The sequence below is a fragment of the Pseudomonas helleri genome, from assembly GCF_045830615.1.
Lineage (GTDB): Bacteria > Pseudomonadota > Gammaproteobacteria > Pseudomonadales > Pseudomonadaceae > Aquipseudomonas > Aquipseudomonas helleri.
This window is the reverse complement of sequence record NZ_CP174501.1, coordinates 1,915,198-1,940,758: the sequence shown is the minus strand read 5'-3', so window position 1 is coordinate 1,940,758 and position 25,561 is coordinate 1,915,198. Positions and strand designations below refer to the sequence as shown.

Annotated in this window: 22 protein-coding genes; 17 read left to right on the top strand and 5 right to left on the bottom strand. The window is 58.7% G+C overall.

Going from position 1 to position 25,561, the window contains the following annotated elements; genetic code table 11:
• Nucleotides 1–21 precede the first annotated feature (21 nt).
• The 14 genes from ACJJU9_RS08830 to ACJJU9_RS08765 all read left to right on the top strand — a co-directional run bounded on the left by ACJJU9_RS08830 (nt 22) and on the right by ACJJU9_RS08765 (nt 16,668).
• Entirely contained in the window at nt 22–1,338 is a 1,317-nt protein-coding gene (locus ACJJU9_RS08830) for a fimbrial protein (protein ID WP_407730491.1), read from the top strand.
• Nucleotides 1,339–1,346: 8 nt separating this feature from the next.
• Nucleotides 1,347–2,090, top strand: coding sequence for a molecular chaperone (locus ACJJU9_RS08825; RefSeq protein ID WP_407730490.1), 744 nt, complete (start codon nt 1,347–1,349; stop codon nt 2,088–2,090).
• 75 nt (nt 2,091–2,165) lie between these two features.
• The gene (locus tag ACJJU9_RS08820) at nt 2,166–4,991 is read left to right on the top strand and encodes an ATP-binding protein (RefSeq protein WP_407730489.1); all 2,826 of its coding nucleotides are present in this window, start codon (nt 2,166–2,168) and stop codon (nt 4,989–4,991) included.
• Entirely contained in the window at nt 4,978–6,174 is a 1,197-nt protein-coding gene (locus ACJJU9_RS08815; protein WP_314914686.1) for an EAL domain-containing response regulator, read from the top strand. Before ACJJU9_RS08820 ends, ACJJU9_RS08815 begins: the two co-directional genes overlap by 14 nt.
• 115 nt (nt 6,175–6,289) lie before the next feature.
• On the top strand, nt 6,290–9,511 hold the full coding sequence (locus tag ACJJU9_RS08810) for a response regulator (protein WP_407730488.1): 3,222 nt from the start codon (nt 6,290–6,292) through the stop codon (nt 9,509–9,511).
• Between the two features lie 26 nt (nt 9,512–9,537).
• Nucleotides 9,538–10,185: a response regulator gene (locus ACJJU9_RS08805; RefSeq protein WP_153331883.1), complete on the top strand. Its 648-nt coding sequence runs from the start codon at nt 9,538–9,540 to the stop codon at nt 10,183–10,185.
• 313 nt (nt 10,186–10,498) lie between these two features.
• Entirely contained in the window at nt 10,499–11,710 is a 1,212-nt protein-coding gene (locus ACJJU9_RS08800; RefSeq protein ID WP_048368860.1) for a PepSY domain-containing protein, read from the top strand.
• Nucleotides 11,707–12,249, top strand: coding sequence for a thiamine pyrophosphate-binding protein (locus ACJJU9_RS08795; protein WP_407730487.1), 543 nt, complete (start codon nt 11,707–11,709; stop codon nt 12,247–12,249). Before ACJJU9_RS08800 ends, ACJJU9_RS08795 begins: the two co-directional genes overlap by 4 nt.
• Entirely contained in the window at nt 12,246–12,584 is a 339-nt protein-coding gene (locus ACJJU9_RS08790) for a hypothetical protein (protein ID WP_407730486.1), read from the top strand. The genes ACJJU9_RS08795 and ACJJU9_RS08790 overlap by 4 nt, the downstream gene beginning before the upstream one ends.
• Entirely contained in the window at nt 12,581–13,135 is a 555-nt protein-coding gene (locus ACJJU9_RS08785; RefSeq protein WP_407730485.1) for a DUF6162 family protein, read from the top strand. Before ACJJU9_RS08790 ends, ACJJU9_RS08785 begins: the two co-directional genes overlap by 4 nt.
• Nucleotides 13,136–13,169: 34 nt before the next feature.
• The gene (locus tag ACJJU9_RS08780; protein WP_153326677.1) at nt 13,170–14,114 is read left to right on the top strand and encodes a metal ABC transporter substrate-binding protein; all 945 of its coding nucleotides are present in this window, start codon (nt 13,170–13,172) and stop codon (nt 14,112–14,114) included.
• The gene (locus ACJJU9_RS08775; protein ID WP_407730484.1) at nt 14,111–14,866 is read left to right on the top strand and encodes a metal ABC transporter ATP-binding protein; all 756 of its coding nucleotides are present in this window, start codon (nt 14,111–14,113) and stop codon (nt 14,864–14,866) included. Before ACJJU9_RS08780 ends, ACJJU9_RS08775 begins: the two co-directional genes overlap by 4 nt.
• Nucleotides 14,863–15,762, top strand: coding sequence for a metal ABC transporter permease (locus ACJJU9_RS08770; RefSeq protein ID WP_407730483.1), 900 nt, complete (start codon nt 14,863–14,865; stop codon nt 15,760–15,762). The genes ACJJU9_RS08775 and ACJJU9_RS08770 overlap by 4 nt, the downstream gene beginning before the upstream one ends.
• Nucleotides 15,763–16,668, top strand: a complete 906-nt coding sequence (locus tag ACJJU9_RS08765; RefSeq protein WP_407730482.1) for a metal ABC transporter substrate-binding protein — start codon at nt 15,763–15,765, stop codon at nt 16,666–16,668.
• A 199-nt stretch (nt 16,669–16,867) separates the two neighbouring features.
• Here the strand turns inward: ACJJU9_RS08765 and ACJJU9_RS08760 are convergent, their stop codons facing one another.
• From ACJJU9_RS08760 to ACJJU9_RS08740, 5 genes are all read right to left on the bottom strand, one after another.
• A complete protein-coding gene (locus ACJJU9_RS08760; RefSeq protein ID WP_407728679.1) occupies nt 16,868–18,013 on the bottom strand; it encodes an IS481 family transposase in 1,146 nt (381 codons plus the stop codon).
• 112 nt (nt 18,014–18,125) lie between these two features.
• On the bottom strand, nt 18,126–18,347 hold the full coding sequence (locus ACJJU9_RS08755) for an MbtH family protein (protein ID WP_048389352.1): 222 nt from the start codon (nt 18,345–18,347) through the stop codon (nt 18,126–18,128).
• A 57-nt stretch (nt 18,348–18,404) separates the two neighbouring features.
• Nucleotides 18,405–19,796: an aspartate aminotransferase family protein gene (locus ACJJU9_RS08750; RefSeq protein ID WP_407730481.1), complete on the bottom strand. Its 1,392-nt coding sequence runs from the start codon at nt 19,794–19,796 to the stop codon at nt 18,405–18,407.
• A 214-nt stretch (nt 19,797–20,010) separates the two neighbouring features.
• On the bottom strand, nt 20,011–21,336 hold the full coding sequence (locus ACJJU9_RS08745; protein ID WP_407730480.1) for an ATP-binding protein: 1,326 nt from the start codon (nt 21,334–21,336) through the stop codon (nt 20,011–20,013).
• A complete protein-coding gene (locus ACJJU9_RS08740) occupies nt 21,333–22,010 on the bottom strand; it encodes a response regulator (protein ID WP_407730479.1) in 678 nt (225 codons plus the stop codon). The genes ACJJU9_RS08745 and ACJJU9_RS08740 overlap by 4 nt, the downstream gene beginning before the upstream one ends.
• Nucleotides 22,011–22,190: 180 nt before the next feature.
• Here ACJJU9_RS08740 and dsbD point away from each other — a divergent pair, with 180 nt between their 5' ends.
• Genes dsbD through dsbG form a run of 3 tightly spaced genes read left to right on the top strand, consistent with a single transcriptional unit; the run spans nt 22,191 to nt 25,558 of the window.
• The gene (gene dsbD, locus ACJJU9_RS08735; protein ID WP_407730478.1) at nt 22,191–23,933 is read left to right on the top strand and encodes a protein-disulfide reductase DsbD; all 1,743 of its coding nucleotides are present in this window, start codon (nt 22,191–22,193) and stop codon (nt 23,931–23,933) included.
• Nucleotides 23,934–24,806: a TlpA disulfide reductase family protein gene (locus ACJJU9_RS08730; RefSeq protein ID WP_048368849.1), complete on the top strand. Its 873-nt coding sequence runs from the start codon at nt 23,934–23,936 to the stop codon at nt 24,804–24,806.
• Nucleotides 24,785–25,558 (top strand): thiol:disulfide interchange protein DsbG, encoded by a 774-nt coding sequence (dsbG, locus tag ACJJU9_RS08725; protein WP_153435110.1) that lies wholly within the window; start codon nt 24,785–24,787, stop codon nt 25,556–25,558. The genes ACJJU9_RS08730 and dsbG overlap by 22 nt, the downstream gene beginning before the upstream one ends.
• Nucleotides 25,559–25,561: the final 3 nt, after the last annotated feature.

Here is a 25,561-nt window from a genome sequence, read left to right as displayed (position 1 = left end):
TCTTCACCAGACGAGCGAATCATGACTCTATCTCGCCCCTTGCTGTCTCTGCTATTGCTGACATTGAGCGCGGCAGTGGTGCCGGTGGCTCAAGCCACTTGCACCCGCATCTACAGCGGCGTCCAGGTTTTGGATGGCAACTCGGCGCAGTTGCCCTTCGGCCGGGTCAACCTGACCTCCACCTACCTTCAACCCGTGGGTACACCCCTGGGGTCGGTGGTGGTCTCCCCCGCCTCGGCACCGGGGCTCAACAGCGAAACCGTGCTATGGGAATGCGACCTCAGCGATGCCAATGATATCTATGAAGTGTTTGCCACCAATGGCGATGACCGCGTGGGCGGCTTCTGGGAAATCGGCAACGGTGCCGGTACTACGGTCAACGATGGCTTGCCCGGCTACTACGCCACCTGGTTTCCCTATGTCGGGGTCAAGCTGACTCACTTGAACTCGGGTCGTGTATTCACCCGTTTCTGGCAGCAATCAAAAATCACCCAGTACGACACCGTAGGCAACAAAATCCAGATCAAGGCCAAACACCTGAGCATGGTTCAGGCCGACCTGGCCCGCGTGTCTAGCCGCCCGCCCAATACGGGATCTGGCAGCAACTACTGCGGAGACAATGCTGCCACCTCAGGCAGCGGCGTTTACACCTACAACTGCATTCAGCCTAATGGTTATGTGGTGTTTCGTGGGGGCGGCATTTATTCCGACCCTATTGGTTCAGACTCCAATACAGCGATTGCCTTTTGGGGGCAAATGAACGGTATAGCCTTTGGCATGCGTGCTGCTTCATCCATCAGTTACACCGCAACCTGTGTAGCGCGAAACGTCACGCCCGTCGTGAGTTTCATGCCCATTACTGCTTCAGAGCTGAATCAAGGCATCACCCGCAGCAGCAACTTCACCATCAACCTTGAGTGCAGCAACGATGCACGCTCCGGCACGGCGACCAATCAGACGGCGCTGGGCATTCAGGTGGCCTACAACGCCTATGCTCAAGCGCAATCCTTGGGGTTGCTGACCAGCGGTGGCGGCGTCAGCTACCTGGTGTCCAATGGTTACGGGACCGACCCGTCAGTGGCCACCGGGGTGGGGATCAGCTTGAACAATGCCAGCAACGGTACGGCGATGAACTTTCTTGGCTGGTCCAACACCGGGACCGGCGCGGCCGGTGGCTGGTACCCGGTACTGGCAGGAGCCAGCACCACGGGTAGCAACCTTTCGGGGTACACCAGCTACTCGCAGACCATCACCGCGACCCTCGGCACCTTACCGGGCAAGCGCGCCACACCCGGCAAAGTCGATGCCACCGCGTACGTGCTGGTGAAAGTGCAATGAGCCGGTTCATGTTCGTCATTATGCTCATCGTTGCCGCCCTGGGGCTGGGCACGACGCATTGTGTCCAGGCCGGGATCATGCCCGAGCAGACCCGCCTGATCATTCATGAAGGCGATTCACAGCGCTCATTGATGCTGGCCAATACCAACTCTTACCCGGTGGTGGTGCAAACCTGGATCGACAACGGTGAAGGGACTCAGACCCCGGAGAACGCCAGCAACGCCATGCTCGCCCTGCCCTCGGTATTCCGCATGCAGCCGGGCGCCGTGCAGGGCTTGCGGATTGTTTACGACGCCAGCCCGCAACCCAAGGACCGCGAGTCGGTGAGTTGGCTGAATATTTACGAAATCCCCCCGACCAAGACCGAGGTGCCACTTGCCACCACTCAGGTGGCCGTGGCCATGAACACCCAGATGAAAGTGTTCTATCGCCCGGCCAACTTGCCCGGTTCCCCGGAAAAAATGGCGGCGGCGCTGACTTTCAGCATCGAGCGTCGCGGGGATGGCTGGATACTGTTGTGCCACAACCCGACACCCTTTCACGCGTCATTCTCATCGCTGCGCTTGAGTGTCAAAGGCCGCGAATTGCCGGTATCCAAGACCCTGGACATGATGGCGCCGCCGCTCAGCGACAAGGTCTACGCTCTGGACGGATTCAACGCAGGTGCAATGACCTCGATCGGGGTGAATTACACGCTGATCGATGACGGTGGCCATTATCAAGACGGCGTCAGTCAGGCGCCCATACGCTGAACACAAGGTAAAAGACGGTGACGTTTAGGAATCGTCTTATTACCCAAAACAGGGGGATTGATTACTTTCCCCCGAATGAAACTAAAACAATTTATCCGCCCTTTCGACGCCTCATTCTCGACTCCCAAAGCGGCCAGAAAACTCCTTCACCTGTTTGCCATCGCCCTCACGGGCGGTGTCGTTGCCATTGCGTTCAGTTATGTGCGTACCACGCTGAATGATGAAATTTCCGCACGCCGCAGTGACATGAACCAAGGCGTTGCCGAAGCGCAGCTGTTTTTTGTCAGCCGTGAAATGCTCCTGAAAAGCCTGGTGTTGTCGGCGGTCAGCAACGTCACCCAACCGACCCCGAACAACAATGAAGTACGCACCGAAGAGGTGCACATCGTTTTGGGTGACAGCCGCCATAACTGGAGCCTGTGGCTGACCAACCGAATGCGTGACTACCTGCGCCAGCATCAGGTCAATCTGTTGTACGTCTCGGACAAAGGCCAGCCGACAGTTACCCGGTTATTCAATGTCACCTCATCACCAGACAAGGTTCCCGACGTTGTACTGCGTCAGCTTATGGCCCAGACCCAGGGTGATTTCTCCTTGCGCGACGATGTGTGGTTGAGAGATGCCTCGCTCACCGATTCGCCCTTGTATGCCTTTTCGCGGCTGGACGACCGCGTGCTGGGCTCAGGCTGGCTCGGCCTGGAAGTTCAGGTCCCGGACATGGTGGCGGCTTTGCATCACGAAGGTGCCGGTGACTTCATGTTGCTGGACGGGCGCGGCAATGTCCTGTTCAGCAGTTCAGACGAACCCGTGGGCAATCTACGTCATCAACTGCAAGCGATTCGTTCATTTGGTTTTATAGGGACCGGGCTGTTCCCTGAAAAACTGGCAATACGCAAACGCATGGATTACTCCGACTGGCAAATTGTCTATGCCCTCGATATCAAATCGTTGTTACCGGTGCTTGCAGGTCCGCTGTTGATCTCCACTCTGCTGTGCGCGCTGTTCGCCTGGCTCATGCTGTGCCTAGTTCGGCGCATAGACCGGCGCCTGATTACTCCGGCCAATGACCGCATCGAAGGGCTGATCGAAAGTGAGGCTTTCAGTCGTACGGTTATTCATATCGCCCCCGTGGCCCTGTGTGTGCTGCGTCGCGTGGATGGCAGCGTAGTCCTGGAAAACTCACTCGCGCAGCAATGGCTGGGAGCCGGTCACGAACGCAATCAGTTAAGCATGGACTGGATCAAGCGAGCCTTTGAAGATGTCGAGCAAAACACCACCGATGAATTCGAAATGGCCGACGGCCGACATTTGTACCTGTGCTTTGCCCCCACCCGTTACAAGCGTGAGGATGTGCTGATTTGCGCGTTCAGCGACATCAGCGCCCATAAACAGGTCGAGCTGGCGCTTGAACAGGCGCGGCAATCGGCAGACAGCGCCAACGAAGCCAAGAGCCTGTTTCTAGCCACCATGAGCCATGAAATACGCACGCCGCTGTATGGGGTGCTGGGCACCCTGGAACTGCTGGGCCGCACTGAGTTGAATCGCCAGCAACAGAACTACTTGCAGGCTATCGAAGGATCGTCGGCCAATTTATTGCAATTGATTTGCGATGTGCTGGACGTTTCAAAAATCGAAGCTGGGCAATTGTCGCTGACCCTCAACCGTTTTTCGCCCGTGGAACTGATTCAGGGCGTGGTCCAGAGCTATGCCGGCGCGGCGCATGCCAAGGGCGTGCAACTGTTTGCCTGTATTGACCCCAAAGTGCCGGACTGGCTGAACGGTGATGCCTCGCGCATTCGCCAGATTCTCAACAACTTGCTCAATAACGCCCTGAAGTTCACCGATCATGGGCGGATCATCTTGCGCCTCAAGCTCGATAGCCGTGACGACGAACGCGTCACCCTGAACTGGCAAGTCAGCGATACCGGCAAAGGCATCAGCCTGGAAAACCAACGGTTTCTGTTCGAGCCCTTCTATCAGGCCAGTGGCTCCACCAATGTGGTCGCGGGCACCGGCCTGGGGTTGTCCATTTGCAAGCGCCTGATGCATTTGATGAATGGTTCGATGCGCGTCGTCAGCGAGCCAGGGCTGGGTAGCAGCTTCACCTTGCAACTACCGCTTGAGCAGTTGAATGCGCAGCCCACAGACCCTGGCTGCCAGCCTCTGCTGGCCGAAACGGTCTACGTGGTAGCCACCGTGCGCGAATTGGCAGAAAACTTCAGCGGCTGGTTGAACCGTTGGGGCGCGCGCGCCGAAGTGCGACGCCCTGGCCTGCTCGCCTACACCCCCGGCGCAGTGTTGCTGGAGTTGCATGTCGGGGCGTTCAAATATGCCCTGGTCCCGGGCTGGCAAGGCCAAAAAGTCATCGCCGGAACGGAGGACTATGTCTGCACGGAGTCGTCCAGCAACCATCGCCACGTCAATCTCAACAACTTGTCCGACGTGCATCACGCCGTCAGCGAGGCCCAGGGGCAATCCATGGTTCAGATCAACGCACTCACTGAAAATCGCCTGGATGGGCACTTGGGCATTCATGTTCTGGTGGCCGAAGACAACGTCATCAACCAGTTGATTCTGCGCGATCAGCTCGAAGACCTCGGTTGCACGGTCGAACTGGCAGGTGACGGCCAGGAGGCTTTGGCGCTATGGCGTACAACGCCCTTTGACCTGGTCCTTACAGACGTCAACATGCCACGCATGAATGGCTATGAACTGGCTGCCCGGCTGCGTGAACTGAACAGCTCAATTCCAATCATTGGCGCCACGGCCAACGCCATGCTCGAAGAGGCTGATCGCTGTCGGGCAGCCGGCATGAACCACTGCCTGATCAAACCTTTTTCAATGCGCGCGCTTTACACCTGCCTGCTGGCCTACAAGAGGAACGCTGATGAAGCCCTATAAGGTACTCATTGTTGAGGACCACCCGTTTCAACATGAGTATTTGCTCAAACTGTTCCGTAACGACGGCGGGTTTGAAGTGGACTCTGCCTGGAGCGGCTCTAGCGCTTTGAACCTGCTGCAACGCTATGAATACGATCTGATGGTCAGCGACCTGTTCATGCCGGAGATGGATGGCGTGCAACTGTTCCAGAAAATCACCTCACTGAAAAAGCGCCCAGCCATTGCCCTGATGAGCGTTGCTTCGCGGCGCCTGTTGGTCAGTGCCGGGCTTTCGGCGAAAAACCTGGGGTTGAAAGTCGTCGGGCTGATCTCCAAGCCGGTCGTACCCAACGCGGTGATCCAGCTGCGCTCGCGCCTCGACGCACTGGCCAGTCAGGCTCAAGAGTACGCAACAATTTCTCTGAGCCTGGAGCGCAATACCCTGCTTCAAGCCATGAGCAATGGGCAGATACAAGCGTGGTTTCAACCTAAAAAGTCCTTGCGCACCGGCAAGATCTGCAGCGCCGAAGCCTTGGTCAGATGGTGCCACCCCACTCTGGGCGTACTGCCGCCCAGTGATTTTTTAGGCGCTATCGCTCAGTTCAACCTGGAAGACGCCCTTGTCGGCTTGATGTTGGAGCACAGCCTGAAGGCCCAGGCTCTCTGGCGCAGCGAAGGGTTTGATGTGCCCGTTTCAGTCAACATTCCCACCCATTTGCTCGACAGCAATGATCTGGCTGATCGCCTATACCAAAAAGTACTGGACGCAGGGGCCGAACCGCAGTCGATCTGCTTTGAGCTAATGGAAAGCTCGACCACCGAGAAGATCAGCAATTTTTATGCGGGGGCCTGTCGCCTGCGTATGATGGGTTTTGGCTTGGCTCAGGATGACTTTGGCAAGGGCTACAGCTCGTATTTCAACCTGGTGTCCACGCCGTTCAGTGAACTGAAAATCGACCGTTCACTGGTTCACGGCTGTCTGGAGCGAGAAAGCCTTGCGCTGGCACTGGAAAGTATTGTCGACCTGAGCCACAAGCTCGGCCTGATTGTCACGGCAGAAGGCGTTGAAACCCAGGAAGAGCTGGAGTTCCTGCGCCGTATCGAGTGTGACCTCGCTCAGGGCTTCATCATCTGTGCCGCCATACGCGCCGGGGACTTTATTGAATTATTGCTCGAAGATAGCCCAAAGCCAGCACTTACCTGAACCCCTGCTGTCTATTCATTCTGATACAGCTCTCAAGCGCTATCCTGTCGGGTTTAATCGGCTGTTAGCGCCTTCCCTAAAGCACCTTTTACTTAAGCCTCTACGGTGTTGAACCATGAAGTATGAAAGCTCGCGCCTTCGAGCATTGGCCACCAGCTCACAGCGGCTCAACAAAATGTTGCTGCTGCTGACCAGTCTCGCCCTGTTGCTGGTGAGCATGAGCTATTGGGCCGTAGGCCGGGTATTTGAAGAAGAAAGCGACAAGGTCGACTTTCATTTTGCGCGGCTCATCGAAAGCATTCATGAGCATGAGTCTTTCTTGAAGCAGGCAGCACAGGGTTATAGCCGTGCCCACCAGAATGTGGTCACGTATGTACAACCCTTTTCCAGCAAGCTGATCATGCTGGGGGACGATGAAGAGGTCTATCAAGTGAAGGGGCTGGCCATGTCCATTCCCTTTACGCTGGCCAAGCGTAACGAATACTCAGATGACGCCATGAGCGGGGCGCTCTCGTGGGGGGTGCAACTCACTGACTTCTACAGTTCATTCTGGGCGAGCTCATTTTACTCATCGCCGCAGTTGTTCATGTTCTCGCCTTCGCCACAATTCAATGTCGCCATTCCCGGCGTGGGCAGTTCACGCCGCCAACTCCTGCTGGAGAAAAGTAATTTTTTCGAGGTGACGCAAAGCCTTTACGCAAAGCTTTCGGCTGAGCGCAATAAACTCAGCGAAACCCATGTGGGCTGGATGCGAGCACCACATGGTCTGTTCCAGGACACCAAAACGATTGTTGGCTACATTGGCATCGACCTGACCAATGAGGTGATGCCCTCCGGAAAAGATCATGGCTTATCTATCCTGACCGCCTTGCTCGATGCTAGTGAAATCAATGAACTTGAACGTTTATTGGTCCGCCCGATCAACAACCGTTTCACCCTGATTTCACCCGAGGGCGATGTGTTGCTGGGTGAGCCAAGCCGAGTAAACAACCTGAGCGATGGCTTCAGCCTCGATCGTTATGGCCTGTGCTTCAAGCTCAAGTCCGCCGGTGAGAACCCTTGGGTGGGCCTGTACAGCATCAGCTATGAGAGCTTCTTCCGTTACGCGCTCTGGCCGCTTTTGGGGGTAATCGGGTTATTCAGCCTGTTGTTGATGGTGGGCTGGCGTATTACCCGCTGGTTTCGTACCCGCATCGTTGAGCCGGCAGAACGCGCCAACCAATCCTTGATCGAAAGCGAAGCATTTAACCGGGTCATTCTGGAAAACGCCCCTGTCGCGCTGTGCGTGGTGCAACGCAACAACAATCAGGTACTGATCGAAAATCAGCGTGCCATAGAATGGCAGTGCACGGCCGAAATGATCAACGTGCTCAAACTCGATCGTCGAGCCGATATTCAGGGCGAAATGCACATGGAAGTCGCAGGCCGTTACCTGCAAGTGTGCTTTGTTTCAACCCGCTACAAAGGCGAGGACGTGGTGCTCTGTGGTTTCAACGACATCACCCGTCACGTTGACCAGACCAACCTGTTAAACAAGGCGCGCCGCTCAGCTGACGAGGCCAGCCAGGCAAAGACCCTGTTTCTGGCTACCATGAGCCACGAGATACGCACCCCCTTGTACGGTTTGCTGGGCAACCTTGAGCTGCTGGGTTTGACCGACCTCAACAAGCGCCAGCGTGACTACCTGAGCACGATTGAACGATCGTCCTCGGTGCTGTTTCAGTTGATCAGCGATGTGCTGGACGTCTCCAGGATCGAGTCCGGCCAGATGTCTGTCGAGTCAGTCACCTTCTGCCCGCTGGATCTGTTCGAAGATTGCATACGCGCATACTCGGCGGCGGCGACCAATAAAGGCTTGAAGATTTACGCCTGCGCTGACGGCACGTTGCCCGCCTTGATGCTGGGTGACCCTGGACGAATCCGGCAGATCATCAACAACTTGCTGAGCAATGCGATCAAGTTCACTGAATCAGGGCAAATCGTGCTGCGGGTCAAGGTCGTCGAGCAAGACGACGCACACGCCTCGCTGCAGTGGCAAGTGTCCGACACCGGTGTCGGCATCAGCGAGAAAGCACTGGCAAACCTGTTCACGCCGTTCAATCAACTGTCCGCAAACAACATTGCAGGGGGGGCAGGGCTGGGGCTGTCGATCTGCTCGCGCCTGAGCGAATTGATGGGTGCGAGCCTGCGTGTGGTCAGCGAACCGGGGCTTGGCAGCAGCTTTTCCCTGAACATACGTTTACCGATCATCCCGGGAGAGCTGCCTGACTGCCGCGATATCGACATCCAGGGCATGCCGGTGCGCGTTCTGGCGCCGCTCAAGGAGCTGGAGCAAAGCCTGATCGACTGGCTCAATCGCTGGGGAGCCTACGCCTTGCCTGCCACACAGGAAGCCGTGGACGACCCTACCCTCACCCTTCTGGAGGTCACAACCCAGGCAACGGGCGCCGTTGCGCACAGTGAGCGGGTGATCATCCGCGGGGCTTCATCTGATAAAGACAGCAACAAGGCCCAGAGCCTGGAAATCAACAGCTATGACATTCGGGCCATCGGTCGCGGCCTGACCTCGATTTATCAAGGTGCCAGACCCACACAGCGGCTTGAACACACATTGGCCCCGGTACGTATCGGCTTGCGCATTCTGGTGGCAGAGGACAACCCGATCAACCAGGCCATTCTTCGCGAACAGCTGGAGGCGCTGGGAGCCGAAGTCAGCACCGCTGACAATGGCGAACAAGCCTTTAAACTGTGGAACGCGCAGGATTTTGATCTGGTGATTACCGATGTAAACATGCCGTTCATGAATGGTTATGAGTTGGCCCAAGCGCTGCGTCAGCAAGGCGCGGACATCCCTATTCTCGGCGTCACGGCCAATGCCTTCCGTGAAGAAGGTAAGCTTTGCATGGCCGCAGGCATGAATGCCTGGGTGGTCAAGCCGCTCACACTCAAGCAACTGCGCGAAACCCTGACGACCTGGTGCCCGACTGATGCTGCGGCCGCGCAAGCCCCGTCAGCACTGCAACCCGGCGACATGGACAACTGGATTGCGTTGTCAGAACAGATGCGCCAGTTGTTCATCGACACCATGAACGAAGACTTGCTCAACACTGAGCGGGCGTTGCATGCCAATGATGTACAGGGTCTGGTGCGCTACTTGCACAGAATGAATGGATCGCTGGCCTCGGTTCGCGCACAAGCCCTTAGCGCCGCCTGCAATCATTTGGAATTTACCTTGCACAGCCACCCTCTTACTGACGATACCCGGCGCGAGTTAGTGGCTTTTATGTCGCGACTTCGCGCTGCTCTGCTCATCCTGAGCGAAGACCTTATCACTTAAGAGTTTCATTGAATGACAGGAAGCTCATGCTAGAAATCAAAGTCGTGATCGCTGATGACCATCCCATCGTGCTGTTTGGTGTGCGCGAAATCATCATGCGGGACCCCCGGTTCAAACTCGTTGCCGAGGCTACAAATTCAAGCCAGTTAATTGCTCAGCTTGAGGAGTACCAGCCGGACGTTGTGATTACCGATTTCAATATGCCGGGCGATGCGACCTATGGTGACGGGCTCAAGCTGATCGAGTACATCATTCGCAAGTTCGCGCATATTCAGGTCGTGGTATTGACCATGATCTCCAATAACCTGATTTTGTCGCGTTTACATGAGTTGGGCGTGGCGGGCGTTATCCAGAAAAATCACCTGCACGAGGAAATCCTCAATGCCCTGGCGGCCGTTGCCGCCAACCGCAACTATCAAAGCCCGGCTCCGGCTCCGACCTCTGTGCTCATGAACAAACAGGAGATCGATGAGCGCTTTGCCAGCCTTTCCCCGCGTGAAGTGGAGGTGTTACGCATTTTTGTTGCCGGCTACAGCGTCAGCGACGTGGCGCGCTTGCTTAAACGCAGCGTCAAGACCGTCAGCGCGCAAAAGATTTCAGCCATGCGCAAGTTAGCGGTAGAAAGCGATCAGGCTTTGTTGACCTACTGCATCAAGGCAGGTCAGTTTCAATAACGCGCACTCTGGCTAAACCGCTTAAACATATTTCTCGCAGGTTTAGCCAGTGGTTTTTCTACAAACAGCCCCGCTGCGACCGGTCCCGGGTAAATTTTAAACTATTCTCAACGTCTATCAGAAGCAGCAGCGGGCATTGCGCTCACCTCTCCTGATTCCTGCCTGTGAGCGCTCCTGGCCTGCCCGGTCGAATACCGAAACACTTTTTTACAACTCTACCTTCGGGTTTTCGACATCTCATACGTCCTACATGGATAGCAATCGCATTCTCAGTTGCGATTAAACATGCTCAGCCGTGAGTCTGCCGTCCCCCATGTCCAAAAAATCCCGCTCCAAGGTCTGGTTCCTGGTCCACAGCTGGTTAACGCTGCCGATCTGGTTCTTTGTATTGATTGTGTGTGTCACCGGCACGTTGGCGGTGGTCAGCCAGGAGATTGTCTGGCTGGCGACCCCTGAAGCCCGTGCCACACAGCCTTCAAGCGATGCTCCGTTGCTCACGTATGAGCAGGTGCTGAACACCATTCATAAAGCCGAACCGGCACTGGCGGTGCAGTCGATCAGCCGCCCGGATGAGTCGCACTTTGCACTGGTCGCCAGGGTGGTGTACCCGGACGGGCGCTCGCCGGCGCTGTACATCAACCCGTATACCGGGGCCATTCAGGGCGAGAGTTCGAGCTTTGACTTCCGCCAGTTCACCCGCGCCCTGCACGGCTGGTGGCTGGTGCCGTTCACCAACGGTTATAGCTGGGGCTGGTACTTGGTGTCTTTCCTCGGCCTGCCGCTGCTGGCGTCGTTGATTACCGGGCTGGTGGTGTACAAAAAATTCTGGAAAGGCTTCCTCAAACCCACGCTGCGGTTAAAACACGGCGCGCGAATCTTTTGGGGCGACTTCCATCGGCTGTGCGGGATCTGGTCGATCTGGTTTATCGCGGTGATTTCCATCACTGGCGTGTGGTTTTTAATTCAGGCCTTTATGTTCGATAACCAGATTTCAATCTCGACTGCGGGCAACCCGCCGGTGGTGGCGCGTCAGGATGTGCCGATCATGCCGGACGGCCAACCGGCGCCGATGATCAATCTCGATCAGGCCGTGAAGATTGCCGCCGAGAGCATTCCCGGCCTTGAAGCCAGCTTTGTCAGCTTGCCAAGCAACGCCTATGGCCATATCGAAGTGGGCGGCCCGGGCTGGTATCCGCTGCTGTTTCAGACCGCCGACATCAATCCGTACAACGGCGCCATCGAAGGTTCGCGGATGATCGCCGACCGTTCCGGGCTGGAACTGGTGACTGAGTCCATGCGCCCGCTGCACACCGGTGATTTCGGCGGTCTATGGGTCAAGCTGATCTGGTTCTTCTTCGGTCTGGTACTGAGCATGATGGTGTTGAGCGGCCTGCTGATCTGGACCAAGCGCACGGCACTGGCCACCGCCAACGCGCTTAAACGCAGCAATAAACCCGCCCGTGTACCGACCGGCAGGCAAACCGTCACAGCGCGCAGCGCACAGCCCGAGGAGGCCAATGTATGAGTAAGGCAGCAGCGGTAGCGCCCTCTTCTGCACTGGGACGCTGGTGGCTCAAATGGCGGTTTCACATCAACATTCTGTTGCTGCTGATCCCGCTGGGGTTTATGCCCAAGTATTTTCATGAGGCGTCACTGTTTCGCGGGGACAGCGGCTTGGGAGAGCGCGAGATCGGCACCGTGCAAGTGGGTCCATGGAGCCTGCAACTGGCAGAACTGCGCAACGAAGCGCCGCGCCCCGACGGCCCGGCGGGTTATATGAAGAGCTTTAACGCAGCGCTGTGCGACACCTGCATCGATCAGGTCAAGGCGGCTTATTTACGCATCGGCAAACCGCGCAGCTTGCGCGCTGCCGGGGTGATTTTTTTCGGCACGCCGTACCGCATGGGCGCCACCTTGCCGATTCCGGAACGTACCAAAGACGATGCTGAGCTGTGGATCACCCTTGAGGGCTGGGACGGCTCAATGCATCAGGCATCCATCCCCCTGAGCGAGGCCTCACCGGCAACCCTGGCCTGGCTGGCTCAACAAGGAGGTAAACGATGAGTTCGCACCTGTACAAACTCCCCGCGCGCCGTGTCATGGCCGCGGGTTTTCTGGTCTTGCTGGGGTTCAGCAGCCAGGCACTGGCGCACAACCCGATGTGTGAGTGCAAAAGCCTGGGCGACGACCAGATCCGCTGCACCGGCGGGTTTTCTGATGGCAGTGGCGCACCGGGGGTGACGCTGGATGTGATCGGTTATGACGAAACCATCTTGGTGCCCGGCAAGTTGGGCAGCGATTCGACCCTGACCTTCAAACGCCCGGAAGGCGAGTTCTACGTGCTGTTTGACGCAGGCCCCGGCCACATTGTTGAAATCGACCAAGCCGATATCGAATGAATACTCACGTCGTGCGCCCGGCCGGTGCCGGGCATGAAACCCTTTATGTACTGCTGTTGTGCCTGTTGATTCTATGCGTCGCGGGGTCGGTTGTGGCCTGGCGTCACGAGTCCCATGAAGCAACCTCAGTGGCGGCCCACCAACTGGATGCCCGGCTCGATCTAAATGCCGCCGAGCAAGGTATCTACGCTGATCTGCGGGTCACCCTGGACGAGATCAATCTGCTGCACGAAGAAACCGGCGCCCTGCCCCAACCCGGGCAGTTGGCCGAAGAAGGCTTCGCGCCCTTTGCCAGCGATGCCAGCTCGGTGAGCCGTGGCAACCATGCCTGGCAATTGCTGGGCGACCAGGCTTACCTGGGCACGAGCCCCAACCCTGAGGTGGCCGGTTCGTTTTTGATGCGTATCAACGAGCAGCCCGATGTATGGCTTAACCGCAACAGCAACGTCAGCGCCCCCACCGACTTCAACGATGGCGCCTTGCTCCAGAACGGCTGGAAGCAAGTGATCGCCCAATTCGATGCCGGGGTGACTCGCCAGCATCGGCACTGAACCCACCGCTTTACTTGAGAGAAGACTGCTCGCCATGTCCATTTCATCTGTATTTCGACGCCGCACCTTGTTGCTGGCCGGCCTCCTGGCCCTCTGCCTTTCACCTCTGACGCACGCTGACACCGCCGCCCCGGCGCCGCTGGCCAAACCGTTGCGCATTGGCATCACCCTGCACCCGTATTACAGCTACGTGAAAAACATTGTTGGCGACAAGGCTGAAGTGGTGCCGCTGATTCCGGCCGGTTTCAACCCGCACGCCTATGAACCCCGCGCTGACGACATCAAGCGCATCGGCACGCTGGACGTGATCGTGCTCAATGGTGTGGGCCATGATGATTTCGCCGACAAGATGATCGAAGCCAGTGAAAAACCGGACATCCCGGTCATCGAGGCCAACCAGAACGTACCGCTGCTGGCCGCCACCGGCACCGCCGCGCGGGGCGCTGGCAAGGTGGTCAACCCGCACACCTTCTTGTCGATCAGCGCCTCGATTGCCCAGGTCAACAACATCGCCCGTGAACTGGGCAAGCTCGACCCGGCCAACGCCAAAACCTATACCGCCAATGCTCGCGCCTACGGCAAGCGCCTGCGCCAGATGCGCGCTGACGCCCTGGCCAAACTCACCGAAGCCCCCAACGCGGATTTGCGGGTCGCCACCGTGCACGCCGCCTATGACTACTTGTTGCGCGAATTTGGCCTGGAAGTGACCGCCGTGGTTGAGCCAGCCCACGGTATTGAGCCGAGCCCCAGCCAGTTGAAAAAGACCATCGACCAACTGCGCGACCTGGATGTGAAAGTGATCTTCTCCGAGATGGACTTCCCGTCGACGTACGTTGAGACCATCCAGCGCGAATCCGGGGTCAAGCTGTATCCGCTGTCGCATATTTCCTATGGCGAGTACACCGCCGACAAGTACGAAAAAGAGATGAACAACAACCTCAATACCGTGGTCAAGGCGATTCAGGAGTCCGGGGCATGACGGCGGCTGAACCTCTTGTGGTGCAAGCCCGCGGGCCGGGTGTGGAGTTTGATCAGGTGTCGCTGACCTTGGGCAGCACGCCCATTCTGGACCGCGTCAGTTTCAATATTCAGGCGGGCAGCGTGCATGCGCTGGTGGGGCCCAATGGCGGCGGCAAAAGCTCGCTGATCAAAACCCTGCTCGGGCAAATGCCGCATCAGGGCGAGTTGCGCCTGAACTGGAACGGCGAGTCGGGGTTGATCGGCTATGTGCCCCAGGCGCTGGAATTTGACCGTGGTTTGCCCATGACCGTCGACGACTTCATGGCAGCCATGTGCCAGCGGCGCCCGGCATTTATGGGCTTGTCGCGCAAGGTTGCCCCGGCCATTGGCGATGCGCTGGAACGGGTGGGCATGCAACACAAACGCAAGCGCCGCATGGGCGCCTTGTCGGGCGGTGAACGGCAACGAGTGCTGCTGGCCCAGGGGCTGATCCCGGCCCCGCAATTGCTGGTGCTGGATGAGCCGATGTCGGCGCTGGACGAAGCCGGCGCGCAGGTCTTTGAACGCTTGCTCAACGACTGGCAGCAATCAGGCGTCACGGTGGTGTGGATCGAGCACGATCTGGCGGCGGTCAAACGTCTGGCAGATCGCGTCACCGGGCTTAATCGCCAGGTGCTGTTCGACGGCCCGCCTGCGCAAACCCTTAGCCCTGAGCGCCTGTTGAGCCTGTTTTCAACCCACCCTAAAGCCTTCGGGAGCGCCCAGCCATGAGCTATGAAGCCTTGCGTTTGATGATTCAAGGCTGGGCCACCGCCGGGTATTTGCCTGAGGTGCTGGCCTACGGTTTTGTGGTCAATGCGCTGCTCGCCGGTTTACTGATCGGCCCCGTGCTGGGCGGGCTCGGCACCCTGGTGGTGGTCAAGCGCTTCGCGTTCTTTTCCGAAGCCGTGGGCCACGCGGCGCTGACCGGGGTGGCCATCGGCATCCTGCTCGGTGAACCCTACACCGGGCCTTACGGCAGCCTGTTCGGCTATTGCCTGCTGTTCGGCATTTCGCTCAATTACCTGCGCAACCGCACAGGCCTGGCCCCTGACACGCTGATCGGGGTCTTCCTCTCGGTGTCATTGGCGTTGGGCGCCAGCCTGCTGCTGATTCTCGCGGGCAAGATCAACATCCACATTCTTGAGAACGTCCTGTTTGGCTCGGTGCTGACCGTCAACGGCAACGACCTGTTGGTGCTGGCGGTGGTCGGCGCGCTGGTGCTGGGCCTGAGCCTGCCGCTGTACAACCGCATCATGCTGGCCAGTTTCAACCCGCAACTGGCCGCTGTGCGCGGGGTGGCAGTGAAATCCCTGGATTACCTGTTTGTGATACTGGTAACGCTGATCACCGTGGCAGCGGTCAAGGTGATCGGAGCGATTCTGGTGGGCGCACTGCTGGTGATTCCGGCCGCTGCGGCGCGCTTGCTCAGCCAGTCGTTGAAGGGCTTTTTCTGGATTTCGGTGCTGATCGCCACGGTCAGCACCTTGTGCGGGATTTTGCTGCCTATCGTCCTCGACCTACCGATTCCGTCCGGCGCCGCGATCATTCTGGTGGCCGGTATCGCCTTCGCCCTGGCCGCCATTGCTCGTGGCGTGGTGCCAAGCCTCAAAGGGAATATTGGATAAATGTTCACGCTGCGCAAACTCACTCTGGCAATTGCCATCACCGGCCTGCTCAGCACCCCACTGCTGGCCGCCACCCCGTCACCGCAACCAGTGCGCATTCTCGCCAGCTTGCCGATTACCTATGGCTTGAGCGAGTTGCTGCTCAAGGACAGCGGCGTGACCCTTGAACGCGCAGCTGCGGCCAACCTGCCCGGCAGTCGGCAAAGTGCCTACTTCAGCGGTCGCGGCGCCCCGGCCCTGCAAAAGCTCGCAGAAAACGCCGATGCGGTGGTCGGCCTGCGCTCGTTGTGGAGCGACGACCCGTTGTACCCGATGGCCCGGCGCAGCAACATCCGCATCGTCGAAGTGGACGCTGCACGCCCGGTGGACGGCAGTTTGCCGGGCATTGCCGTGCAACCTGACGTGCACAGCGATGGCCTCGACAGCCAGCCGTGGCTGTCCAGCAACAACATGGGGCGTATGGCCGACGTGATTGCGGCTGACCTGGTACGTTTGGCCCCCGCCGCCAAGGCCAAAATCGAAGCCAACCTGGCCGAGCTGAAACAGCGCCTGCTCAAACTCAGCGCCGAGAGCGAGTCACGCCTGGCCAAGGCCGATAATTTAAGCGTCGTGAGTGTCTCAGACCGGCTGGATTACTTGATCAGCGGGCTGAATCTGGAGCGCGTTGACGTGGCCCATAACAGTGAAGACCCGTGGACACCGCAAGCCCTCAAGGCGCTGACGCAAACCCTCAAGGACAACGAGGTGGCGCTGGTGCTGGACCATCGCGAACCTTCACCCGAGTTGAAGGCAGCGATTACCGAGGGCGGCAGCCACCTGGTGGTGATCGGCGCTGACGGCGCAGATCCGGTGGCGCAGTTGCAGAGCAACATTGATGCGATTGTGGCGCAGATGCCCTCACCCTAGCCCTCTCCCGGAGGGAGAGGGAACCGATCCGGTTGTCTGTAGATATTCATCGACCTGAAATACCGTGTCGATTATGGATTCAAAACAGCACTTTCTGAGCAAGACCGATCTCCAATATTCCCAAATCAGCTCCCTCTCCCTCCGGGAGTGTATGGACCGGGGACATAGCGAACACTTTGTTCGGAGACATAGCGAACAGTTAACGAAGCTTTTTCCCTGATATTACAACCCCGGTCACTCTGTCAATTTGCGCAATACGATGGCTTCCCCAGAAGACATCGTATTGCCCATCTTCAATACCCTCTTGTACACCTACACGCTCGCCTTTAAAGCCTTTACCGAGCCTCCAGGGCTGACCCTGCCAGTAGATCTCACCTTTAGCCTGCACCTTTCGCACATGAAGCTCAGCACCGTACTCGATGGCAGGTAGCACCTCCTGATACTCCCGTGCGCTGGGCGTATAGCGAGACGCTGGTACCTGCATGCCTATGCCACCGTGCGGGCGCTCGTAGTTGTAGATCTTGCGCCATTCATCCAGCGTGAACTGCGCGCTGGGCAGGTCAATCAGACACAAGCCCTTAAAAACCTCCCTGATCATGCTGCGATGCTGTCTTTCCAGCTTGCCCTGCGTTTGAGGGTGGTAGGGGCGTGAGTGGCTCACCCTTACGCCCTGACGCATGATCCAGATTTCCAGCCCTGTATACGCATCAGGCTCGTCGCCCCACGGCGCCCCGTTGTCCATCGTCATGCGCTCAGGTAGCCCGTAATGGCGAAACGCATTGATCAAATGGGCCTGTACGGTACTGCGCTGCTCGTTGCCACAGGCGGCGATAGTTAAAAAGAAACGCGAGTGGTCATCCAGAAGTGTCAATGGATGGCAGCGACCCGTACGCATGGGCACATGGCCTTTAAAGTCCATTTGCCACAGATCATTGGGCTGCTCGTGTTCAAATCTGATGAATGGTTTGACTAGACCTGCATGAGGGTCGATGCGCTCATTACGCTTGAGAATGGCATGAACCGTACTGGCTGCAGGCATGTTGTTGCCGCGCCGCTCAAGGCATCCCTTGATCTTGCGCGCCCCCCAGCCGGTGTGCTCGATATTAAGCGCCAGTATCTGCTTCTCAGACTCGTGAGCAGTTCGATTAGGCGAACTGTGGGGTCGACGGGACCGATTTATCAGCCCGTCTTTACCCTCACATTGGAAACGCTTGAGCCATTTATAAGCAGTGGTGCGGCCGATATTGAAGTGCTCGCACAATGCTTTGATGTTAGCGCCCTCAGCCAAAGCCAAGGCGACGAATTCGAGACGAAGATCCACTGCGGACACCTCTTTCCAGGACACATCACACCTCCTAAGGGGTCAATGTGTCCTATTAAAAGTGTTCGCGATGTCTCCGAACATTGTGTTCGCTATGTCCCCGGTCCATACAGGGAGAGGGTTGGGGTGAGGGGAATCAGTGCGTGGCCACTGCATCCATCTTCTGGCGCAGGCTCAAGGGCCGCATGTCGGTCCAGACTTCTTCGATATACGCCAGGCACTCAGGCTTTAGGCCGCTTTTGCCCACGGCGCGCCAGCCGTTGGGGATGGCTTTGTAATCCGGCCAGATCGAATACTGCTCTTCATGGTTCACCACCACTTGGAAGAGGATGTCGTCGCGGTCAAATACTGAACTCATGTGCGGGTCTCCGTCGCTGTAAAAGATATGAATCTAACGAGTGATGGCGGGCAGAAATTAGAGCCGGGTGATCGCTGCGGCCATGGCATTGCCAAAGATGGCTGCGACTTGGTCGATTTCACTGGCGGTGATGATCAGCGGCGGCAAGAAGCGCACCACGCTGCCCTGGCGCCCGCCCAACTCCAGAATCAAGCCACGCTTCAAGCATTCACGCTGCACCAGCGGCGCCAATCGGGCAAAGGCTGGCGGGTGGCCCAAGGCATCGGGGCTGCCGTTGGGGTCAACCAGTTCAACCCCCAGCATCAGGCCGCGACCGCGAATATCGCCCAACTGCGGGAAGTCGCGCTGAAGGATGTGCAGGTGTTCACTGAGGCGCTCGCCCATGGCGGTGGCGTGCGCAGCAACGTTGTGCTGCTTGAGATAGCGCATCACTGCCGAACCTGCGGCCATGGCCATCTGATTGCCACGGAACGTTCCGGCATGGGCGCCCGGCAGCCATGTGTCGAGCCACTCGCGATACACCACCACTGCCAACGGCAAGCTGCCGCCAATGGCTTTGGACAGCACCACCACATCCGGGATGATGCCGGCGTGCTCAAAGGCGAACATTTTTCCGGTGCGGGCAAAACCACTCTGGATTTCATCGACGATCAGCGCCACGCCCGCTTGCTCGGTAATCCGGCGCAACCCGCGCAGCCAGTCGAGGTCTGCCGCAATGACGCCGCCCTCGCCCTGCACCACTTCGACAATCACGGCGGCCGGTAACTGCACACCGGCTTCCGGGTCGCTGAAGAGGTTTTGCAGGTAGTGCAAATTGGCCTGCACGCCCTGCTTGCCGCCCAGCCCGAACGGGCAGCGGTAATCGTAGGGGTACGGCATGAATTGCACGCCATTGCTGAGCAAGGCGGCCAACGGCTTTTTCGGCCCAAGGCTGCCCATCAGGCTCAAGGCCCCCTGGCTCATGCCGTGATACCCGCCGGTAAACGACACCACGGTGTTGCGCCCGGTGGCGGTGCGCACCAGTTTCAGCGCGGCTTCGACGGCATCGGTGCCGGTCGGGCCGCAGAACTGGATCTTCGCTTCGCTGGCCAAAGCCTCGGGCAGCAGGCCGAACAGGTCTTGAACAAACTGGTCTTTGACTGGCGTGGTGAGGTCGAGGGTATGCAGGGGCAGTTCATCGCTCAGCACTTGTTGGATGGCGGCGATCACGACCGGGTGGTTGTGCCCCAGCGCCAGAGTCCCGGCACCGGCCAGGCAATCGATAAAGCGGCGGCCCTCGACGTCTTCAACGTATAAACCCTTGGCACGCTTGAGGGCCAGCGGCAGGCGCCGCGGGTAACTGCGCGCATTGGACTCCTGACGGCTCTGGCGGGCCAGCAACGGAGACTCTTCAAACTCGTACAGCGTTTCAACCGGATGATTTTCAGCAAGGCTGGTAGCGACTGACATTCCTGGGACCCTCAATACGCCGATGAAATTGACCAAAACATTCCTGTTTTGAAAACGCATCAGCGTGGTGAGGATTTAGCCAAGCCCCGAAGTTTCCCGGTTTCTGTAGCCGCTGCCGCAGGCTGCGATAAGGGCCGAAGGACCTTCACCCATAGAACAGGGCCGCTTCGCGCCCCATCGCAGCCTTCGGCAGCGACTACAAGGATTGAGAGGTTCAAGCCGTCTGCAGCGGCATGCGCAGTTCAACCCGCAAGCCATCGGCCTGGCTGTCGAAATTCAGTTCGCCCGCACACCGTTCAACAATGGCCTGCACAATCGCCAGGCCCAAGCCGCAACCGTTGCTGTTGCCGTTGCGCCAGAAACGTTGGGTCATGTGTTGCAAGGTCTCAGGCGCGAGGCCGGGGCCGTGGTCACGCACCACGAACACGACGTGGTTGCCCTCGGCATGTACCTTCAATTGCACTTGGGTGTCCGCCGGGGTATGGCGCAAGGCGTTGTCGAGCAGATTGCGCAAGGCGGCGATTGCCAGCACCGAAGGCACATGCAGACGGGTGTCCGGGAGGTCATCGGCCAGTTGCAAATGCACACGGTCAGCCGCGCCGCTGGCCGCGTCGTTGATGGCCAGACGCGCTACTTGTTCGGCTGAGCACTCTACGCCGTCATCAAACGACAAGCTGCCTTCAACCCGCGCCAGCAGCAGTAACTGCTCAAGGGTCCGGTGCAAACGGTCTGCCCCGGCTTCGGCGTGGGCCAGGGACTGTTCGCGCGCCGCGCCGTCGGTCATACGCGCCACTTGCAGGTGGGTTTTGATCGCGGTCAGCGGGCTGCGCAGTTCATGGGCGGCATCGCCGGTCAGGCGCCGCTCACGTTCAATGGCTTTGGATATTCGCGCCAGCAACTGGTTCTGGGAGTCCAGCAATGGCTTTAATTCGCTGGGCAACGGGCTGATCTGCAACGGTTGCAGCGAATCGGCATCGCGGCGCATCAGGGCATCACGCATGCGGTTGAGCGGCGCCAACCCCTGGCCGAGGCCCAGCCACAACAGCAGCAAGCACACGATCAAGGCCATGCCCACCGGCACCGAGGCGGCGAGCAGCACGGAAAGGTTCAGGGCTTCGCGCTCGACCTGGCGGTCGGCGGTGGTAATGCGCACATCGCCACGGTCGAGGGTGAACGTGCGCCAGGCGGCGCCATCAATGATCTGGTCATGAAAACCTGCCGATTCGGAGCGCATCGGCTGGTCCGGGTGGTTGTGGCTGCGGGCCAGCACTTCACCGCGCAACGAACTGACCTGGCACGCCATACCACCAGGGATGGTCAGTTGTTCCGCACTGAAATGGGTGCCCTCGCCCTTCACCGGCAACTGCGGCAATTGCTCAAGCAGCCCCGCCACCATGCGCGCGGACGCCACCAGACGCTGGTCAAGGGAGAACATCATTTGCTGACGCAAGTCACTGAGCATCCAGGCCGCCGCCAGCGCCCAGATCAATACAAACGCCGAGCCAATGGTCAGGCTCAAACGCAGACGCATGCTCATCATGGCTGCTCGGCACCGTCGGCAGTGCCCAGACGATAACCCAGACCGCGCACGGTTTCGACGATGCCTTTGCCCAGTTTGGAGCGCAGGTGATGGATATGAACGTTCAGGGCATTGCTCTCCAGTTCGTCGCCAAAGCCGTAAATGCTGTCTTTGAGCTGCTCGGCCGACAACACTCGCCCGCGGTTATGCAGCAAGGCTTGCAGCAGTGCCTGCTCACGTCGCGACAGGTCGACCGGCTGACCGGCCAGCAAGGTAATACGGCTGCTGGGGTCGTAGCTCAATTGCCCGTGTTCGATCAAATTGACGCTGCGCCCGGCTACCCGGCGCAACAAGGTGTGCAGGCGGGCGGCCAGTTCACGCAGGTCAAAGGGCTTGAGCAAGTAGTCATCGGCACCGGCTTGCAGGCCATCCACCCGGTCGGTGACCGAATCACGGGCGGTCAGCACCAGCACGGGCAGTTCAAAGCCTTGCTGACGCAGTTGCTGCAACAGCTTGAGGCCGTCTTCGTCGGGCAACCCCAGGTCGAGCACCATCACGTCAAACTCGGCGGCCTTGAGCATGGCTTTGGCTTTGCTGGCGGTGCCGACATGCTCAACCGTCAGCCCCTGCGCCGTCAGCCCGGCCACAATGCCGCTGGCAATCAGTTCATCGTCTTCGCAAACCAATACGTGCATGCTCATACCCGCGTAAATAGGCTGATTAAAAAATCATGGGATTAAGGGCGGATTATCCACCCTATAAATGTAGTGCACCTGTTTTGTTTAAAGCGCTTGTCAGTTTCGCGACCCTATTAACACTCGGTTAATCATGTGTCGCCAAGGTGTTGCCTATTCATAAAGATCAAGGCTGGGCGTATGCACCGTTTGTTTATTTTTCTGTTTCTACTGCTGACGGGCTTCAGCCAGGCGCAAGCCAGTAATGATCCTTTTGCCCAGAAAGTCGACTTCTTGCCGGTGGCCAAGGCATTCGCCTTCAGCAGCGAAGTGTTGCCATCGGACGAAACCCGGCTGAGCTGGCAGATTGCCAACAACTACTATTTGTATCAAAAACGCTTCAAGTTCGACGGTCTGGACGCTGCGCACACCCCCGTGCTGCCCCAGGGCGGGGAGCACAATGACGAGTTTTTTGGTGCCAGCCAGGTCTATCGCAATCAGGTCGACGTGCTGATCCCGGCGGGTGCCAGCGGCCAGGTCAAAGTGAGCTGGCAAGGCTGCGCCGATGCCGGTCTGTGCTACCCGCCGCAAAGCCAGGTGGTGGATCTGGGCGGCGCACAACCCGTCGCCGCTCAAGGCCAGGCCCAGGACCAGTCACTGGCGGCTAGCTTGCAGCAGCGTTCGTTGGGCTGGAGCTTGTTGCTGTTCTTCGGCCTGGGCCTGTTGCTGGCCTTTACCCCGTGCTCATTGCCCATGCTGCCGATTCTGGCCGGGCTGGTGGTGGGCAGCGGTGCCAGCGCCGGGCGCGGTTTCGCCGTCGCCAGCAGTTACGTAGTGAGCATGGCGCTGGTGTACGCAGGCCTGGGCGTCTTGGCCGCCCTGCTGGGCGCCAACTTGCAGGCCCTGCTGCAACAACCCTGGTTGCTCGCAAGCTTTGCCGCCCTGTTTGTGGTGCTGGCGCTGCCGATGTTTGGCTTTTTTGAATTGCAGTTACCCGCCGCCTTGCGCGATCGCCTCGAAAACGCCGGCCGCGGCCGTAAAGGCGGCAGCCTGCTGGGTGCAGGCATCCTCGGCGCCTTGTCGGGTTTGCTGGTGGGCCCGTGCATGACCGCCCCGCTGGCAGGCGCCCTGCTGTACATCGCGCAGAGCGGCAATGCGGTTGAAGGTGGCTTGGTGCTGTTTGTAATGGGTGTCGGGATTGGCATGCCGCTGCTGTTGCTGGTGACGGTGGGCAGTCGCTTTTTGCCCAAGCCAGGCGCCTGGATGGATCTGACCAAAGGGCTGTTTGGCTTCCTGTTCCTCGCTACGGCCCTGTTGTTGCTGCGCCCGGTGGTCAGTGAAACCCTGTGGCTGGGGTTGTGGGGCGTGTTGCTGATTATTTTTGCCAGCAGCCTGTGGCAACAAGCGCAGCACTTCGCCCGCGCCAAGCCGCTGTTTAATCCCTTGAGCCTGCTGGCCGGGATTTGGGGTGGCTTGATGCTGATAGGGGCCGCCGGTGGCGGCACCGACCTGGGGCAACCGTTGCAGGTGTACACCGCTAAAACCGTGATCGGCACCACGGTCAGCAATGACCATGGCGACTTCATTACCCTCAACGACCCGGCCAGCCTCGACCGTGAACTGGCCAGCGCCAAGGCCGAGGGGCAATGGGTGTTGCTCGACTACTACGCCGACTGGTGCGTGTCGTGCAAAGTCATGGAAAAACAGGTATTCGCCAAACCTGAGGTGCAATCGGCTTTGCAGGGCGTGCGACTGTTGCGTCTTGATGTGACCGCCGATAATGTCGCCAGCCGCGAATTGCTCAGCCGTTACCAGGTACCCGGCCCGCCCAGTTTTGTCTGGATAGGTCCCAATGGGGTTGAGCGTCGTGGGCAGCGGATCACCGGCGAAGTCAACGCCGAGACTTTTTTGAAAAACTGGAATGCCACTCGGGAAACCCCATAAATGCTCACCCTGACCATCGGTTCGTTTGCCTTGGCAATTAACCACCTGCTGCTGATCCTGGCCCTCGCCTTGGCGACGCTGGTCGGTTGGCGGGTGGCCAAACGTGGTGGCGAGAACCCTGAGTCAGTGTTGTTTGCCCTGTTTTTGCTGGGCTTGCTCGTGGCGCGTATCGGTTTTGTGCTCGCTTTCTGGCCGCACTTCCAGAACAGCCCGTTGAAAATGCTCGATTTGCGTGACGGCGGGTTTATGGTCTGGCCCGGCCTCGTGGCCGTGGTGGCGGGTGCGGTGCTCTGGGGTTGGCGCCGTGCGGGCTTGCGCCGCCCATTAGCTTGGGGGTTGAGTACTGGCCTGACCTTCTGGATTTTGGCCAGCCTGTCTTCCAGCCTCTATGAGCAGGGTTCGCGCCTGCCTGAACTCACCTTGCGCACAGCCAATGGCGAATCGGTGCAACTGAGCAGTTACCAGGGCGGCCCGCTGGTCATCAACTTGTGGGCCACGTGGTGCCCGCCGTGCCGCCGGGAAATGCCGGTGCTGCAGAACGCGCAAAAACAGCATCAAGATGTGACGTTTTTATTCGTCAATCAGGGCGAAAGCATGCAGAGCGTCAGTACGTTCCTCGAAACCCAGGGTCTGAGCCTGAGCAACATCTTGTTCGACAGCAGCGGGCAACTGGCCCAGAAAGTCGGCTCCATGGCGCTGCCGACTACGCTCTTCTACAGCGCTGACGGGCGTTTGCTGCGCAGCCACTTGGGCGAATTGTCCGATGCCAGCCTGGCGCAGGCCATGCAAGGCTTTACCAAAGAACATTCAAAGTCGGCCCAACAGGTCGACCCTGCAAGGAATACGCAAACATGCTTAACCGCAAACTGTTAACCCTTAGCCTGACCTCTCTGTTTGGCGCTGCCCTGCTGCAGTCGCCTGTGCTGCAAGCTGAAGAACTGCCTCCAGCCATCAAGAAAATCGAAGCCAAGGGCGCGAAAATCGTCGGCAGCTTTGATGCCCCCAGCGGTTTGAAAGGCTATGCCGCGCAGTACCAGAACCGTGGCATGGCCTTGTACCTGACCGCCGACGGCAATGTGCTGGTCGGTAACCTGTATGACGCCGACGGCAAAGACCTGAGCCTGGCGCCGTTGCAAAAGCTGGTGTATGCGCCGATGGCCAAAGAGGTCTGGGCCAACATGGAGAAGAGCAACTGGATCCAGGACGGTAAAAAGGATGCGCCGCGCACCGTTTACCTGTTCAGCGACCCGAACTGCCCGTACTGCAACATGTTCTGGGAACAGGCCCGCCCGTGGGTCGATTCAGGCAAAGTGCAATTGCGCCACATCATGGTGGGCATTATCCGCGAAGACAGCCCGGGCAAGTCTGCCGCCCTGCTGTCCGCCAAAGACCCGCAGCAAGCCCTGCAGGCACACGAAAAAGCCGGCAAGGCCAGCACCCTCAAGGCTTTGAGCAAAATCCCGGCTGACGTACAGGCCAAGCTCGATGCCAACGCCCAGCTCATGAACGACCTGGAACTGTCGGCAACCCCGGCAATTTTCTACCTGGACGACCAAGGCAACCTGCAACAACAGCAAGGTGCGCCGTCGCCAGATAAGCTGGTGCAGATTTTGGGGCCCAAGTAACTA

What these genes read in the sequence shown, in the direction of transcription:
- ACJJU9_RS08785 (WP_407730485.1), top strand. Translation starts at nt 12,581, where the DNA reads ATGAATACTCACGTCGTGCGCCCGGCCGGTGCCGGGCATGAAACCCTT.
- ACJJU9_RS08745 (WP_407730480.1), bottom strand. Translation starts at nt 21,336, where the DNA reads ATGATGAGCATGCGTCTGCGTTTGAGCCTGACCATTGGCTCGGCGTTT.
- ACJJU9_RS08805 (WP_153331883.1), top strand. Translation starts at nt 9,538, where the DNA reads ATGCTAGAAATCAAAGTCGTGATCGCTGATGACCATCCCATCGTGCTG.
- ACJJU9_RS08815 (WP_314914686.1), top strand. Translation starts at nt 4,978, where the DNA reads ATGAAGCCCTATAAGGTACTCATTGTTGAGGACCACCCGTTTCAACAT.
- ACJJU9_RS08765 (WP_407730482.1), top strand. Translation starts at nt 15,763, where the DNA reads ATGTTCACGCTGCGCAAACTCACTCTGGCAATTGCCATCACCGGCCTG.
- ACJJU9_RS08740 (WP_407730479.1), bottom strand. Translation starts at nt 22,010, where the DNA reads ATGCACGTATTGGTTTGCGAAGACGATGAACTGATTGCCAGCGGCATT.
- ACJJU9_RS08780 (WP_153326677.1), top strand. Translation starts at nt 13,170, where the DNA reads ATGTCCATTTCATCTGTATTTCGACGCCGCACCTTGTTGCTGGCCGGC.
- ACJJU9_RS08775 (WP_407730484.1), top strand. Translation starts at nt 14,111, where the DNA reads ATGACGGCGGCTGAACCTCTTGTGGTGCAAGCCCGCGGGCCGGGTGTG.
- ACJJU9_RS08820 (WP_407730489.1), top strand. Translation starts at nt 2,166, where the DNA reads ATGAAACTAAAACAATTTATCCGCCCTTTCGACGCCTCATTCTCGACT.
- ACJJU9_RS08750 (WP_407730481.1), bottom strand. Translation starts at nt 19,796, where the DNA reads ATGTCAGTCGCTACCAGCCTTGCTGAAAATCATCCGGTTGAAACGCTG.
- ACJJU9_RS08825 (WP_407730490.1), top strand. Translation starts at nt 1,347, where the DNA reads ATGTTCGTCATTATGCTCATCGTTGCCGCCCTGGGGCTGGGCACGACG.
- ACJJU9_RS08810 (WP_407730488.1), top strand. Translation starts at nt 6,290, where the DNA reads ATGAAGTATGAAAGCTCGCGCCTTCGAGCATTGGCCACCAGCTCACAG.
- ACJJU9_RS08730 (WP_048368849.1), top strand. Translation starts at nt 23,934, where the DNA reads ATGCTCACCCTGACCATCGGTTCGTTTGCCTTGGCAATTAACCACCTG.
- dsbG (WP_153435110.1), top strand. Translation starts at nt 24,785, where the DNA reads ATGCTTAACCGCAAACTGTTAACCCTTAGCCTGACCTCTCTGTTTGGC.
- ACJJU9_RS08790 (WP_407730486.1), top strand. Translation starts at nt 12,246, where the DNA reads ATGAGTTCGCACCTGTACAAACTCCCCGCGCGCCGTGTCATGGCCGCG.
- dsbD (WP_407730478.1), top strand. Translation starts at nt 22,191, where the DNA reads ATGCACCGTTTGTTTATTTTTCTGTTTCTACTGCTGACGGGCTTCAGC.
- ACJJU9_RS08770 (WP_407730483.1), top strand. Translation starts at nt 14,863, where the DNA reads ATGAGCTATGAAGCCTTGCGTTTGATGATTCAAGGCTGGGCCACCGCC.
- ACJJU9_RS08800 (WP_048368860.1), top strand. Translation starts at nt 10,499, where the DNA reads ATGTCCAAAAAATCCCGCTCCAAGGTCTGGTTCCTGGTCCACAGCTGG.
- ACJJU9_RS08830 (WP_407730491.1), top strand. Translation starts at nt 22, where the DNA reads ATGACTCTATCTCGCCCCTTGCTGTCTCTGCTATTGCTGACATTGAGC.
- ACJJU9_RS08795 (WP_407730487.1), top strand. Translation starts at nt 11,707, where the DNA reads ATGAGTAAGGCAGCAGCGGTAGCGCCCTCTTCTGCACTGGGACGCTGG.
- ACJJU9_RS08755 (WP_048389352.1), bottom strand. Translation starts at nt 18,347, where the DNA reads ATGAGTTCAGTATTTGACCGCGACGACATCCTCTTCCAAGTGGTGGTG.